General features: G+C 70.2%; 17 protein-coding genes. 9 read left to right on the top strand and 8 right to left on the bottom strand.

The window, feature by feature from the left end:
• Window positions 1-530 (bottom strand): cytochrome b (locus VGD44_RS06300; protein ID WP_331085022.1); only part of this gene is annotated, 530 nt, incomplete at its 3' end.
• A gap of 5 nt (window positions 531-535) precedes the next feature.
• Window positions 536-1,093: a ubiquinol-cytochrome c reductase iron-sulfur subunit gene (petA, locus tag VGD44_RS06295; RefSeq protein WP_331085020.1), complete on the bottom strand. Its 558-nt coding sequence runs from the start codon at window positions 1,091-1,093 to the stop codon at window positions 536-538.
• Window positions 1,094-1,298: 205 nt separating this feature from the next.
• Here petA and VGD44_RS06290 point away from each other — a divergent pair, with 205 nt between their 5' ends.
• Genes VGD44_RS06290 through VGD44_RS06275 form a run of 4 tightly spaced genes read left to right on the top strand, consistent with a single transcriptional unit; the run spans window position 1,299 to window position 4,091 of the window.
• On the top strand, window positions 1,299-1,769 hold the full coding sequence (locus tag VGD44_RS06290) for a tRNA (cytidine(34)-2'-O)-methyltransferase (RefSeq protein ID WP_331085018.1): 471 nt from the start codon (window positions 1,299-1,301) through the stop codon (window positions 1,767-1,769).
• A 5-nt stretch (window positions 1,770-1,774) separates the two neighbouring features.
• Window positions 1,775-2,656: an oxygen-dependent coproporphyrinogen oxidase gene (gene hemF, locus VGD44_RS06285; RefSeq protein ID WP_331085016.1), complete on the top strand. Its 882-nt coding sequence runs from the start codon at window positions 1,775-1,777 to the stop codon at window positions 2,654-2,656.
• A gap of 5 nt (window positions 2,657-2,661) precedes the next feature.
• Window positions 2,662-3,495 (top strand): polysaccharide deacetylase family protein, encoded by an 834-nt coding sequence (locus VGD44_RS06280; RefSeq protein ID WP_331085014.1) that lies wholly within the window; start codon window positions 2,662-2,664, stop codon window positions 3,493-3,495.
• Complete coding sequence (locus tag VGD44_RS06275; protein ID WP_331085013.1) at window positions 3,495-4,091, top strand: GNAT family N-acetyltransferase; 597 nt, start codon at window positions 3,495-3,497, stop codon at window positions 4,089-4,091. Before VGD44_RS06280 ends, VGD44_RS06275 begins: the two co-directional genes overlap by 1 nt.
• Here VGD44_RS06275 and VGD44_RS06270 read toward each other — a convergent pair.
• Genes VGD44_RS06270 through VGD44_RS06250 form a run of 5 tightly spaced genes read right to left on the bottom strand, consistent with a single transcriptional unit; the run spans window position 4,088 to window position 7,840 of the window.
• A complete protein-coding gene (locus VGD44_RS06270) occupies window positions 4,088-4,783 on the bottom strand; it encodes a glutamine amidotransferase-related protein (RefSeq protein ID WP_331085024.1) in 696 nt (231 codons plus the stop codon). The genes VGD44_RS06275 and VGD44_RS06270 overlap by 4 nt on opposite strands.
• A gap of 10 nt (window positions 4,784-4,793) precedes the next feature.
• Complete coding sequence (locus tag VGD44_RS06265; protein WP_331085011.1) at window positions 4,794-6,044, bottom strand: CCA tRNA nucleotidyltransferase; 1,251 nt, start codon at window positions 6,042-6,044, stop codon at window positions 4,794-4,796.
• Between the two features lie 27 nt (window positions 6,045-6,071).
• Complete coding sequence (locus tag VGD44_RS06260; protein ID WP_414694620.1) at window positions 6,072-6,704, bottom strand: CoA pyrophosphatase; 633 nt, start codon at window positions 6,702-6,704, stop codon at window positions 6,072-6,074.
• A 14-nt stretch (window positions 6,705-6,718) separates the two neighbouring features.
• Entirely contained in the window at window positions 6,719-7,291 is a 573-nt protein-coding gene (locus tag VGD44_RS06255) for a DUF1285 domain-containing protein (protein WP_331085007.1), read from the bottom strand.
• Window positions 7,292-7,339: 48 nt separating this feature from the next.
• Window positions 7,340-7,840: an N-acetyltransferase gene (locus tag VGD44_RS06250; protein WP_331085005.1), complete on the bottom strand. Its 501-nt coding sequence runs from the start codon at window positions 7,838-7,840 to the stop codon at window positions 7,340-7,342.
• A 268-nt stretch (window positions 7,841-8,108) separates the two neighbouring features.
• Between VGD44_RS06250 and VGD44_RS06245 the strand changes: the two genes are divergently transcribed.
• The 5 genes from VGD44_RS06245 to VGD44_RS06225 all read left to right on the top strand — a co-directional run bounded on the left by VGD44_RS06245 (window position 8,109) and on the right by VGD44_RS06225 (window position 12,591).
• Window positions 8,109-9,368 carry an MFS transporter gene (locus VGD44_RS06245; RefSeq protein ID WP_331085003.1) on the top strand — a complete coding sequence of 420 codons (1,260 nt, stop codon included), beginning with the start codon at window positions 8,109-8,111 and terminating at the stop codon, window positions 9,366-9,368.
• Window positions 9,369-9,401: 33 nt separating this feature from the next.
• Window positions 9,402-10,334 carry an SDR family NAD(P)-dependent oxidoreductase gene (locus tag VGD44_RS06240; protein WP_331085001.1) on the top strand — a complete coding sequence of 311 codons (933 nt, stop codon included), beginning with the start codon at window positions 9,402-9,404 and terminating at the stop codon, window positions 10,332-10,334.
• Between the two features lie 100 nt (window positions 10,335-10,434).
• Entirely contained in the window at window positions 10,435-10,758 is a 324-nt protein-coding gene (locus VGD44_RS06235; protein WP_331084999.1) for a hypothetical protein, read from the top strand.
• 47 nt (window positions 10,759-10,805) lie between these two features.
• Window positions 10,806-11,924 (top strand): chorismate synthase, encoded by a 1,119-nt coding sequence (aroC, locus tag VGD44_RS06230; RefSeq protein ID WP_331084997.1) that lies wholly within the window; start codon window positions 10,806-10,808, stop codon window positions 11,922-11,924.
• 160 nt (window positions 11,925-12,084) lie between these two features.
• The gene (locus VGD44_RS06225; RefSeq protein WP_331084995.1) at window positions 12,085-12,591 is read left to right on the top strand and encodes a response regulator; all 507 of its coding nucleotides are present in this window, start codon (window positions 12,085-12,087) and stop codon (window positions 12,589-12,591) included.
• Here the strand turns inward: VGD44_RS06225 and VGD44_RS06220 are convergent.
• Window positions 12,588-12,871 (bottom strand): 6-carboxytetrahydropterin synthase (locus VGD44_RS06220; protein WP_331084992.1); only part of this gene is annotated, 284 nt, incomplete at its 5' end. The genes VGD44_RS06225 and VGD44_RS06220 overlap by 4 nt on opposite strands.

The raw sequence follows: 12,871 nt of genomic DNA, 5'->3' as shown, positions 1-12,871 counted from the left end.
GTGGTGATCGGCTCGCCGATGATCGGCAGCGCGCCGATCAGGTTGGTGATCACGACGGCGCCGTGGAAGCTCATCTGGCCCCAGGGCAGCACGTAGCCGATGAAGGCCGTGGCCATCATGAGCAGGTAGATCACGCAGCCCAGGATCCACAGCACCTCGCGCGGCGCCTTGTAGGAGCCGTAGTAGAGGTTGCGGATCATGTGGATGTAGACCGCCAGGAAGAACATCGATGCGCCGTTGGCGTGCATGTAGCGCAGCAGCCAACCGTAGTTGACGTCGCGCATGATGCGCTCGACCGAGGCGAAGGCGTGGTCGACGTGCGGCACGTAGTGCATGGCCAGCACGATGCCGGTCACAAGCTGGATGCCCAGCATGAGCGCCAGGATGCCGCCGAAGGTCCACCAGTAGTTCAGGTTCTTCGGGGTCGGGAAGTCGAGCGCCGTGTCGTACATGAAGCGCACGATGGGAAGGCGCGTGTCGAGCCAGCGCTCGATGCCGGTCTTCGGCTCGTAGGTGGAATGTCCGCTCATCGGGTTCAGCCCACCTTGATCTGCGTGTCGGAGAGGAAGACGTACTCCGGCACTTCGAGGTTCTTCGGAGCCGGGCCCTTACGGATGCGGCCCGAGAGGTCGTAGTGCGACCCGTGGCAGGGGCAGAACCAGCCGCCGTAGTCGCCGCCGCCCACCGTGGGCACGCAGCCCAGGTGGGTGCAGGTGCCGACCAGGACCAGCCATTCGGCCTTGCCGGGCTTGTGGCGCTCTTCGTCCGTCTGCGGGTCGCGCAGGTCGGACGCATTGTCGTCCTTCACCGCCGCGGCGATCTGCGCCGGCATGCGGTTGCGCACGAACAGCGGCTTACCGCGCCACTTCACGACCACCTGCTGGCCGGGGGCCACCTTGTTGAGGTCGAACTCGATCGAGGCGAGCGCCAGCGTGTCGCCCGCCGGGTTCATCTGATCGATGATCGGCCAGCCAACGCCGACCACGGCGCCCACGGCGGCCGCGCCAGCGGCGATATGGATGAAGTCGCGACGGCTCGGGTCGTCGCCCGTGCCATGAGTGTCGGGATTTGCGCCCGCGACGGTGTCGGCCACCTTGAAGCTACCCTTCTTTGGGGCCCTTCGGATTTCGTCCTTCAGGCCCAAATGCTTGCGGCCCGCGCCAGCGCTGACGCAGGACCGTTTCGGGACGCGGACGAGGGCCAGGCACGCTACACGGAACCCATGCGAACAACGCGTCCGCCAATCCGTGATTCGTGCCCCTGTCCCCCGGCTACTCCCGATGGCGAGAGGCCTTAGAATGCGTTTGGCCCTTTTTCAACCGGACATTCCGCAAAACCTGGGCGCCGCCATCCGCCTCGCCGCGTGCCTGGGCGTGCCGCTGGACGTAATCGAACCCTGCGGCTTCCCCTTGAGCGACGCCGCGATCCGCCGCGCGGCCATGGATTATGCGGCGCTCGCAGACGTCACTCGACACCCAGGCTGGCGCGATTTCCGAGCCGATTCCGCGCCTTCCGCCCGCCTCGTGCTGTTCACGACGCGCGCCGCGCTGCCCTTCCACGACTTCGTCTTTCGCGCCGACGACATCCTGCTGTTCGGCCGCGAGAGCGCCGGCGTCCCCGACGAGGTGCATGACGTCGCAGACGCCCGGCTCATCATCCCGCTGGCGTCGGGCGCGCGTTCACTGAACGTGGTCACCGCCGCGACGCTGGCGTTGGGCGAGGCGTTGCGGCAGATCAGGGCCTTCCCGCGCCTCGAACGAGTAGACTGACGCGCATGTCGACCCCCCTGCCTCCCGAGATCCTGGAACGCCGCGACCGCGCCAAGGCGTGGTTCGAGGGCCTGCAGCAGCGCATCTGCGCAGAGCTGGAGCGGCTGGACGAGGAGGCGCCGGCCGACCTGTTCCCGGAAGGTCCCGGCCGCTTCGACATGCGTCCCTGGACGCGCGACACCGGCGTCGGCGGCGGGATCGGCGGCTTCTTCAAGGGCCGGCTGTTCGAGAAGGCGGCGGTGCACACCTCGGCGGCGACGGCGCGCTTCTCGCCCGAGATGGCCGCGCAGATGCCCGGCGCCGACAAGGACCCCTCCTATGTCTCGTCCAGCATCAGCCTGATCGTGCACCCCCTGAGCCCGCGCGTACCGACCGTGCACATGAACACCCGCTTCCTGTCGACCGCCGAGAGCTGGTTCGGGGGCGGCGCCGACCTCACGCCGATGCTGGACGAGCAGCGCAGCCAGGACGCCGACGACGCGAAGCTGTTCCACGCCGCCATGCAGAGCGCCTGCGACGCCTTCGATCCCGAGTGGCATCCGAAGTACAAGGCCTGGTGCGACGAGTACTTCTATCTGCCGCACCGCAAGGAGACACGCGGCGTCGGCGGCATCTTCTACGACCGCCACAACACCGGCGACTTCGAGAAGGATTTCGCCTTCACCCGCGCGGTCGGGGAGGCGTTCCTGGACGTCTATCCGAAGATCGTGCGCAAGCGCATGGCCGAGCCCTGGGGCGAGGCCGAACGGCAGGAGCAACTGATCCGCCGCGGCCGCTACGTGGAGTTCAATCTGCTGTACGACCGCGGCACCATGTTCGGCCTGAAGGCCGGCGGGAACATCGAGACCATCCTGTCGTCGATGCCGCCGATGGTGGCCTGGAGCTGACTCAGATGAGCCGCAGCCTCGCCGAACGCCTGGGCTTCGCGCCCGACGCCAAGCTGCTGATCGTCAACTGCGACGACCTGGGGTCCAGCGCGTCGGCCAACCGCGCCATCGGCGAGGCGATCCGTCGCGGCGCGGCCACCAGCGCCACCCTGATGGTTCCGTGTCCGTGGGCGCTGGACGGCGTTCGCAGCGCGCAGGGGGGCGGCGTCGGCGTGCACCTGACCCTGACGGCCGAGTATCCCGGCTACCGCTGGCGCAGCCTAACCGGCGCGGCCTCGCTACACGACGCCACCGGCTACTTCCCCGCTACGGTCCAGGAGGTTTGGGAGCGCGCCGATCTCTCTGACGTGCGCGCGGAATGCCGGGCGCAGATCGAGCAGGCCTACGCGTGGGGCGTCGACGTCACCCACCTCGACGCGCACATGGGGACGATGCAGCTCGAGCGGCGCTACTTCGAGATCTTCCTCGACCTCGCCGCGGAGTACCGCCTGCCGGTCCGCATGTTCGGGGCCCGCACCGAGGAGCGCCTGGGCTTCGCCGCCCGCGACACCGCGAGGGCCGAGGGCATCCTCTATCCCGACCACATGATCGACGTCTGGGACCGACCGCGTGGTACGGTGGCCGAGCGGCTGGCGAACCTGCGGCCTGGCGTGACCGAGCTTTTCCTGCATCCGGTGGAGGACGGTCCCGAGTTGCGCGCCTATGACCTACGAGAGGCCGAGATCCGGGTCGGCGACTATGCCGAGATGCTGAGCCCGGCCTTCGGCGACCTGATCGACGCCGCGGGCGCGCGGCTGATCACTTTCGCCGCCCTGCGCGACCTGCAGCGGGACGCCTGATGGCGATGGTCCGCCCCTACCGCGCGGCCGACCTACCGGCGCTCTACGACATCTGCGTGAGGACCGCCGACAACGGCGCCGACGGATCGCATCTCTACGAGAACCCGAAGATCGTCGGCGAGATCTTCGCCGCGCCGTACGCGGCCCTCCTGCCCGACCACGCCTTCGTGGCGGAGGACGACCACGGTGTGGCGGGCTACATCCTGGGCGCGCCCGACACCCGCGCCTTCGAGGCCCGCTGCGAGGCCGAGTGGTGGCCGCGCTTGCGCGAACGCTACGCCGACACCGCCGATGTCCCCTCTCGGCAGCGGACGCGGGAGCAGTGGGACGCCTACTACATCCACCACCCGCCGCCGAACCCGCAGGCCTGCATCGACGCGGCGCCCGCCCACCTGCACATCGACCTGCTGCCGCGCCTGCAGGGCCAGGGCGTGGGCAAGCGGCTGATGGATGCGTTCCTGGCGAGAGTCGGCGGCCGCGCGCACCTCGGCTGCCAGGCCCCCAACACCCGCGCCCAGCGCTTCTACGAGATCTACGGCTTCCGCCGGCTCGAGGGTGTGGGGCCGAAGAGCGTGGTGTGGATGGCGATCGGCTAGGTCGCGAGGAACGCCTTGATCCAGCCGCCGACCCTGGCCCGATCGTCGGGCATGCCGAAGCTCGCGATCGCGCGGTCGGCCTCGTCGTTGGGGTAGACCTTGCCGCGCCGGGCCTCGATCAGGGCCGTCGCGTAGGCCGGCAGGAACTCCGGGTGCGGCTGCATCGAGATCGCCGGCTGGTCGCGCCAGGCCAGCGCCGCGAAGGGCGTGAACTCTGAAGCCGCGATCAGCTCGGCGCCGGGCGGTAGGGCCACCACCTGGTCCTGGTGCGAAGCCGGCAGGCGGATCGGGCTCGCGCCGTCCATCCACGGCTCACGGCTCACCACATCGTAGGCGTGCTCGCCGATGCCCCAGCCCCTGGGTGACTTGACCACCTGGCCGCCGAAGGCCTGCGCCATCGCCTGATGGCCGAAGCAGACGCCGACCAGCTTCGCTCGCCCCTTGGCCGCGCGCAGGAAGTCCAGCAGCTGGCCGATCCAGGGGTCGTCGTCATAGACCCCCGCCGCCGAGCCGGTGACGATGTAGGCGTCACACTCCTCGGGGGCGGCCGGATACTCGCCCTCGTCGGCCGCATAGGTGCGCCAGTCGTAGGCGTCGCGGCCGAGTAGCTCCATGAACATGTCGGGATAGGTCCCGAACGTCGGGATCGCGGGCCTTGGCGGCCGGCCGGTCTTGAGGATGCCGATCTTCAGCACGGCGGCCTCAATAGACCATCCCCTGGGCGACGGCCTTCAGCTTTTCGATCACCGACAGCTTGTCGTCGAGGAAGTCGTTGTCGATCCACCAGTCCTCGACCTCGCGCATCACCTGACCCACGAGGGGGCCCTTGGGCACGCCGGCGTTCATAATGTCCTGGCCGGTGAGCGGCAGCTCGGGGCGGGTCCAGCCCTCGGCGAGCGCGATCATGCCGCGCCACTGCATGGTGGTGGCCGAGCGCGGCGAGGCGGCCCAGGCGAGCTTGGCGCGGTCGCGGAAGACGGCCAGACCCGAGCGGTAGACCTCCCGGCGGATCTCGCGCGGGCTCATCCAGCTCTTCAGCGTGGGCGTCGGCGCGAGGGCGGCGACGATTCGGTCGCGGTCGGGGTTGGAGAGCCGCAGGCGGGTCGCCAGCGCCATCGCGGCGACCTGGTCGTCGGGCAGCAGGGCCGCCAGCCGCAGGACCGGGTCGCACTCGAACAGCTGGTCGGCCTCGACCTCCACCAGCGCCTCGAACCGGGCGAGGTTGGCCGGCAGCTTCAGCACCACCTCCAGCACGCCGGCCTCGGCCATCAGGCGCGCCGCAGCGCGCGGATCGTCGGCGGCCAGGAGCTTCAGCAGCTCCTTCGAGATGCGCTCCGCCGCCAGGCCGTCGATGCGGTCCTTCAGTTTCGCGCAGGCGGCGACGGCGGTCGCGTCGGGCGCGCCCTGTCCAAACCAGGCGTAGAAGCGGAAGTAGCGCAGGTTGCGCAGATGGTCCTCGAGTAGCCGCTGCTCGGCCTCGCCCACGAAGACGATACGGCCCGCCTTGGCGTCGGCCACGCCGTGGCCGGTGGGGTCGAAGATCGAGCCGTCGCGGCGCGCGTAGAGGGAATTCAGCGTGAAGTCGCGGCGCAGCGCGTCCTCGCACCAGTCGTCCGTGAAGGCGACGGTGGCGCGGCGGCCGTCCGTCGAGACGTCGCGGCGAAGCGTGGTGATCTCGTGCGGGATGTGCTGGGACACGGCCGTGACGGTGCCGTGGTCGATGCCGGTGGGCACGGCGCGGATACCGGCGGCCTTCAGCGCCTTCGTCACCTGGTCGGGCGTCAGGGTCGTGGCGATGTCCAGGTCGTCGATCGACCGCCCGACGAGGGCGTTGCGCACACAGCCGCCGACGAAGCGCGCGCAGTCAGCTCCGCCTGCGGCCTCCAGCGCGTCAAGAACCGCCACCGTCGCCGGCGCGGTCATCCAGTGGCGTTGGCCCAGGCTGTCGGTCATGGCGTGGAATTGGCCCGAAGACGGTGCTCAGGCAAGGGCTGCGCCGTAGAGGCGTTCGTAGAGCGCCCGCAGGATTCCCGCCGTCGCCCCCCAGATGTACTGCTCCTCGTGGGTGGTGGCGTAGAAGCGGCGCTTTTCGCCCGTGGGCAGCTCGCGCTCGTGCTCCTCGTAGTTGGCGAGGTCCATCAGGAAGGCGAACGGCGTCTCGAAGATGTCGGCCACCTCGCCCGGATTGGCCGTGAGCGTGAACCCGGGCCGCACGAAGCCGACCACCGGCGTGATCAGATAGCCCGTGCCCGTCTGATAGGGCGTCGAGAGCCCCACCGGCTGCACGAAGCGGGGCTCCAGCCCCACCTCCTCGTGCGCCTCGCGCAGCGCCGTCTCCCAGGCCGTCTCGCCGGGATCCTGGCGGCCGCCCGGCAGCGCCACCTGGCCGGTGTGGCGGCGAAGCGTGTCCGCGCGCCGGGTGAGCAGCACGTTGACGCCCTGCTCGCGCTCGATGAGGCCGATCAGCACCGCGGCCGGCGTGAGTTGTTCGACCGCCATGTCGGACCAGCCGCCGGGCGTCAGGTCGAAGTCCGAGCGCCGCTGGCCGCCCTCGACCGCGTGGTCGTGCAGCGGGTCGAGGTGCTCGGCGATCCAGTCGCACAGCTCGCTCATGGGCGCCGTGGCGTTCACAGCACATGCGCTCCCGGCGGGCCCACAGGGAACCAGGCGCCTTTGGAGCTGACCCCCAGGGTCTCACCGTCGGATGTCTCGCGGGGCTCGGCCATCTCCACCAGCTCGTAGAACACCGACCGCGCGATCAGCGCCTCCAGGCCGCGGCGCACGTGCAGGTAGGGGCGCGGCTCGCCGGCCTCGCCGATCTCCACGCGGATGGCGTTGTCGGGACCGGCCTCGACCGCGTCGCCGACGTTGGTGAGGAACTTCAGCACCTCGCCGTCCCGGTCGACGCGGACGGCCACGAACGGCGCGTCCTCCACCGTGATCTTCAGCTTCTCGACCGGCGTGACCAGGTAGATCCCGTCCGGGTCCTTTCGCAGTACGGTCGAGAACAGGCGGACCAGCGCCTCTCGCGAGATCGTCGCGCCTTCGTGCACCCAGCGGCCATCCGGCTTGATGACGATGTCGATCTCGCCGCTGTTCGGCGGGTTCCACAGGTGCACCGGCGGCAGGCCGCGGCCCGGCGCCTGCTTGGCCGCCGCGGCGATGGTGTCGAGGCCGGGCTTGCTGGGTGCGTGCGCCATGCCTGCGAAGGTAGGCGGCGGGGGGAGTCGTCTCAAGCGACCGCAGCGTCAACGAGGCTGGATCATCCCGGCCGGCGCGTCGCCGCGGAAGGCGCGGACCAGGACGCGCTTCGCATCCACCGGGCCCGGCAGCGCCACGTCTGGCGCCACCGCGAACCCCACGCGCTGGAAGTACGGCAGGTCGCCCACCAGCACGACGGCGGCCTCGCCCGCGGCGGCCGCGGCTTCGCAGGCCCGCTCGACCAGCATAGCGCCCAGGCCGGCCCGCCGCTCGCTGGCCTCGACGGCCAGCGGGCCCAGGAAGACGACCGGCTGGTCGCCGGCGGCCACGCGCCACATGCGCACGACACCCACCACCTTGCCGGCCTCGACCGCGCAGAAGGACAGGTCCTGGGCGAAGTCGGCGAACTCGCGCACCCGCTCCGACACCTTGGCGAAACGCCCAGGGCCGAACGCACGGTTCAGCAGGGCTTCGACTTCGGCCCCATGGGCCGTCGTTTCGTTGACGAGGGTGAGTTCCGGCGAGGGCCGGCAAGGCTGCAGGGACATTCGCGATCTCGAGATGGGAAGACGACGTAGCGGCGGGCGTCAGCGCCCGGGCCGTGCGGGTTCAGGTGGCTCACGCCAGCGGACGTCGTCGCATCTCGGGGGCCCTCCGGGCCGTGGATCGGGAGCGCGCAGATAGGGCCATCGGCGGCCGCGGTCAATGCTTTGGCTTCCTGTGTGGCGATCTCGCGCGGCTTCGCTGCAAAGCGGCCCCTCGGGTCACCCTCGCCATTGCGGCGCAGCGCGACGACGGCCAAGTTGCAGGCCTCCCATGTCCGATACGCCCGCCGACGACGACACCGTCCCATCCGCTCGCGCCCTGCTGAAGGAGCGCGACTACCTGTTCTTCTGGGGCACCCGCTGGACCGGCAGCTTCGCGAGCCAGATTCAGAGCGTGGCCATGGGCTGGCAGATGTATGCACTCGCCCGCCAGAGCCGGTCGGTGGAAGAGAGCGCCTTCCTCGTCGGCATGATCGGCTTGGCGGCTTTCGTGCCGGTGTTCCTGCTGACCCTGCCGGCCGGCGAGGTCGCCGACCGCTACGACCGCAAGAAGGTGCTGCTGCTCTGCCTCTCGGGCGAGATCCTGAGCGTGCTGGCGCTGGCCATCGCCACCATCACCGGCAACGCCTCGCCGGGGCTCCTGCTGATCATCGCCGCCCTGTTCGGGGCGAGCCGCGCCTTCTTCGCGCCGGCCAACACCGCGCTCGGGCCCATGCTGGTGCCGCGCAAGCTCTTGCCCCGCGCCATCGCCTGGAACTCGCTGGCCTGGCAGACCGCCTCCATCGCCGGACCGGCGGCGGCGGGCATACTGGTCGCCCGCTCGGCCGAGACCGCCTATTTCACCACCTTCGCCCTCTACGGCCTCTCGGCGATGCTGGTGTTGTCGATCCGCGCCAACGCCAAGCCGGAGACCAACCCCGGCTCGCGCTGGCAGCTGATGAAGGAGGGGCTGGCCTACGTCTGGCGCCAGAAGATCGTGTTCGGGGCCATCTCGCTCGACCTGTTCGCCGTGCTGCTGGGCGGCGCGACCGCCCTCTTGCCGGTCTTCGCCCGAGACGTGCTGCATGTGGGGCCGGAGGGCTTCGGCATCCTGCGCGCCGGGCCGGCCATCGGCGCGACAGTCGTGGCCCTTTGGCTCGCCGCCAACCCCATCCGCCGCAAGGCCGGCCTCTTCATGTTCGCGGGCGTGGCGGTGTTCGGCCTCGCCACCGTCGTCTTCGGTTTGTCGAACTCGTTGTGGCTGTCGGTGGCGGCGCTGGCGGTCCTAGGCGGCGCCGACATGCTCTCGGTCTACGTCCGCCAGACCCTCGTCCAGCTGGTCACCCCGGACCACATGCGCGGCCGCGTCGCCTCGGTCTCGTCGGTGTTCATCGGCGCTTCGAACGAGCTCGGCGAATTCGAGAGCGGCGTCGTCGCGCGCCTGCTGGGCCCGGTGGGCGCGGCGGTGTTCGGCGGCGTGGGGGCCGTAGCGGTAACCGCCCTCTGGGCGAAGCTGTTTCCCGACTTGCGAAGGGCGGACCGCCTCGAATAAGCGTCTTCCCATTCATTTAGGGAGATTGCGGTCATGGGCGCATTGGAAGGCAAGGTCGTCCTCGTTACGGGCGGCGGCAACGGCATCGGGCGCGACTGCGCGCTCCTCGCGGCGCAGGAAGGCGCCAAGGTGGTCGTCAACGACCTGGGCGGCGGCCTGAAGGGCGAGGATGAGGGCTCCGCGGGCCCGGCCGAGGCGGTCGCCGCCGAGATCCGCGCCGCGGGCGGCCAGGCGGTCTCCAACTCCGACAGCGTGACCGACCTCGACGCCGTCTACGGCATGGTCGAGCAGGCCAAGAAGGAATTCGGCGGGCTGCATGCCGTCATCAATCCGGCGGGGATCCTGCGCGACGTGATGTTCCACAAGATGACCGAAGCCGAGTGGGACGCGGTGATCGCCGTCCATATGCGCGGCTCGTTCAACGTGGCGCGCGCCACCATCGAGCTGTTCCGCGAGCAGAACGACGGCGCCTACATGTTCTTCACGTCCACGTCGGGCCTGTTCGGCAACATCGGCCAGGCCAACTACGGCGCGGCCAAGATGGGCATCGTGGGCCTGTCGCGGATCATCGCCATGGAAGGGGCCCGCAACAACGTACGCTCGAACTGCCTGGCCCCCGTCGCCTGGACCCGCATGACCCAGTCGGTGCCAATCAAGGACGAAGCCGCCGCGGCCCGCCGCGCGGTCATGGCCGAGAAGATCCGCGCCGATCAGCCGGCCCGCTTCTCCGTGGCCATGGTCAGCCCCGCCGCGGCCCACGTCTCGGGCCAGATCTTCGGCGCCTCGGGCGAAAACATCATCCTCTACTCGCAACCGCGTCCGGTGGAGACGGTGACCAAGGAAGAGGGCTGGACCGTGAAGTCCATCCTGGAGGAGGCGGTGCCGAAGATGGCGCCCAAGTTCTTCGACCTGAACCGCGGCCCGATGCCGGGCTCGCAGAACCAGCAGCAGAAGCAGCCGGCGTAACACCGGCCCTGTCCTTGCGTTCGACGGCGGCGGACACCGATCCGCCGCCGTTTCCGCTTATGGCGCCCCCGTTGCGTTGGGTTTCGCCATGAGCTCCGGCTTGACCCATTCTGGCGCCATCGCCCGCGGACTGGCCTACGCGCCGGCGGCGGACCTGCGCTCGTGGGGCCGGACCGCCAACGTCAGGGCCATCAAGCCCGCGCCGCCCACCGACAACGCCGCCGTGGCCCGCGAGCAGATCCGCGACCAGGTCATGGCCGAGCGCGGCGTCGACGCCCGGGGCCTCTACGACATGAGCTCGCAGGGCCGCATCCGCGCCGAGGCCGCCATCCTGGCCGAAGCCGCCAGACGCGCGATGGAGGCCGACAACCAGGCCCGCGCCGAGATCCGCGCCACTGGAACCCTCCTCGACCTGCGCGTCTGATCCGCCAGTTTGGTGAAGCCGCCCGAAGCGGCTAGTAAGCCAGCGCCATGTCGCACAACACCTTCGGCCACCTGTTCCGCGTCACCACCTGGGGCGAGAGCCACGGGCCGGCGCTGGGCTGCGTGGTCGACGGCTGCCCGCCGGGCATCGCGCTCACCGAGGCCGACATCCAGCCGTGGCTCGACCGCCGCCGGCCGGGCCAGGGCAAATTCGTCACCCAGCGCCAGGAGCCGGACACGGTGCGCATCCTGTCCGGCGTGTTCCAGGACGAACGTACGCCGGGTCAGGTGACCACCGGAACGCCGATCTCGATGGTCATCGAGAACGTCGACCAGCGCAGCCGCGACTACTCGGAGATCGCCCAGGCGTTCCGGCCGGGCCACGCGGACTACTCCTACTTCGCCAAATATGGCGTGCGCGACTACCGCGGCGGCGGCCGGCAATCGGCGCGGGAGACGGCCGCACGGGTGGCCGCGGGCGGCATCGCGCGGAAGATCATCGAAGGCGTCACGATCCGCGGCGCGGTCGTGCAGATCGGGCCGCACGCCGTGGACCCCGAGCGCGTCGACTTCGGGGTCGCCACCGAGAACCAGTTCTGGGCGCCCGATCCCGAGATCGTACCGGTCTGGGAGGAGCACCTCGAGAAGATCCGCAAGTCGGGCTCGTCCACCGGCGCGGTCGTGGCGGTCGAGGCGACCGGCGTCCCGGCCGGCTGGGGCGCGCCGCTCTACGGCAAGCTCGACGCCGAGCTGGCCACGGCCCTGATGTCGATCAACGCCGCCAAGGGCGTGGAGATCGGCGCGGGCTTCGCCGCCGCCGCGCTGTCGGGCGAGGAGAACGCCGACGAGATGCGAATGGGGAACGACGGGCCGCTCTTCCTCTCCAACAAGGCGGGCGGCGTCCTGGGCGGCATCTCCACGGGCCAGCCGGTGACCGCCCGCGTCGCCTTCAAGCCCACCTCGTCGATCCTGACCATGCGCCGGAGCATCAACGAGGCCGGCGAAGAGATCGAGCTGCGCACCAAGGGCCGCCACGATCCCTGCGTCGGCATCCGAGCCGTGCCGGTCGTCGAGGCCATGGTCGCCTGCGTCCTGGCCGACGCCTTCCTGCGGCACCGGGGCCAGACGGGCGGCGGTGTCTTCCAGCCCGGCCCATCCGCCGGTTGAACGGCGCCGGGGCGGCTACCTGTCCGGGCGCAAAAGCCTGAACTGAAACCGCTTTCCTACCCAGAACCCGTCGTCAGCCGATTGACCGGGCAATGCGGCGCACCCTATCCACGGACAGTGTTCGACGAATGCGTTCGTCGACCGAATCCCTGGGGACCGCGTGCGCTACGAGCTGCTCAAGATCCTGCTGGTGGACGACAACCACTACATGCGGATCCTGCTGGCGGAGATCCTGCGCGCGATCGGCGTGGTCCATATCTACGAGGCCAACGACGGCGCGGAGGGCCTGCAGATGATGCGGGACTACCCGATCGACGTCGTGCTCACCGACCTTTCGATGCAGCCGCTGGACGGCATCGACTTCGTCCGCCTGCTCCGCAACGCGCCCGACAGCCCGAACCAGCTCGCGCCGGTGATCATGATCACCGGCCACTCCACCTTCGCCCGCGTGAACGAGGCGCGCGACGCCGGCGTCAGCGAGTTCCTGGCCAAGCCGCTGACCGCCCGCGGCGTTATCGAGCGCCTGCACGAGGCGATCGAGCATCCCCGGCGGTTCGTCCGCAGCGGCGACTACTTCGGGCCCGACCGGCGCCGGCGGGTCGATCCCACCTACGCAGGCCCCCGCCGGCGCGCGTCCGACGCCGAGACCGAGCGCGAGGTGGGCTAGAGGCTGAGGGCGCAGCTCTCGCCGATGGTCGGGCGCGAGACGACGATCCGCGACAGGCCCGGGAACTGCGGCCGCAGACGCTCGGCGAAGTAGACGCAGATGTGCTCCAGCGTCGGCCGCTCCAGGCCGGGCTTCTCGTTGAGCAGGCCATGATCCAGCTCGCCCGCCACGCCCTTCAGCGCGCTTTCCAGGTCGGCGAGGTCGGCCACCCAGCCGACGGGCTCCTGGGCCTGGCCGCGGACGGTGGCCTCCACGCGGAACGAGTGGCCGTGCAGGTTCG

This window comes from Phenylobacterium sp., assembly GCF_036402295.1.
In the GTDB taxonomy this organism is placed as follows: Bacteria; Pseudomonadota; Alphaproteobacteria; order Caulobacterales; family Caulobacteraceae; genus Phenylobacterium.
The sequence above is the reverse complement of the archived record's forward strand: the minus strand, read 5'-3'. Positions and strand labels throughout refer to the sequence as shown.

Bases quoted from the DNA above. Each gene is read 5' to 3' on its own strand.
- VGD44_RS06290 (WP_331085018.1), top strand. From the start codon at position 1,299: ATGCGTTTGGCCCTTTTTCAACCGGACATTCCGCAAAACCTGGGCGCC.
- hemF (WP_331085016.1), top strand. From the start codon at position 1,775: ATGTCGACCCCCCTGCCTCCCGAGATCCTGGAACGCCGCGACCGCGCC.
- VGD44_RS06280 (WP_331085014.1), top strand. From the start codon at position 2,662: ATGAGCCGCAGCCTCGCCGAACGCCTGGGCTTCGCGCCCGACGCCAAG.
- VGD44_RS06275 (WP_331085013.1), top strand. From the start codon at position 3,495: ATGGCGATGGTCCGCCCCTACCGCGCGGCCGACCTACCGGCGCTCTAC.
- VGD44_RS06265 (WP_331085011.1), bottom strand. From the start codon at position 6,044: ATGACCGACAGCCTGGGCCAACGCCACTGGATGACCGCGCCGGCGACG.
- VGD44_RS06260 (WP_414694620.1), bottom strand. From the start codon at position 6,704: ATGAGCGAGCTGTGCGACTGGATCGCCGAGCACCTCGACCCGCTGCAC.
- VGD44_RS06255 (WP_331085007.1), bottom strand. From the start codon at position 7,291: ATGGCGCACGCACCCAGCAAGCCCGGCCTCGACACCATCGCCGCGGCG.
- VGD44_RS06250 (WP_331085005.1), bottom strand. From the start codon at position 7,840: ATGTCCCTGCAGCCTTGCCGGCCCTCGCCGGAACTCACCCTCGTCAAC.
- VGD44_RS06245 (WP_331085003.1), top strand. From the start codon at position 8,109: ATGTCCGATACGCCCGCCGACGACGACACCGTCCCATCCGCTCGCGCC.
- VGD44_RS06240 (WP_331085001.1), top strand. From the start codon at position 9,402: ATGGGCGCATTGGAAGGCAAGGTCGTCCTCGTTACGGGCGGCGGCAAC.
- aroC (WP_331084997.1), top strand. From the start codon at position 10,806: ATGTCGCACAACACCTTCGGCCACCTGTTCCGCGTCACCACCTGGGGC.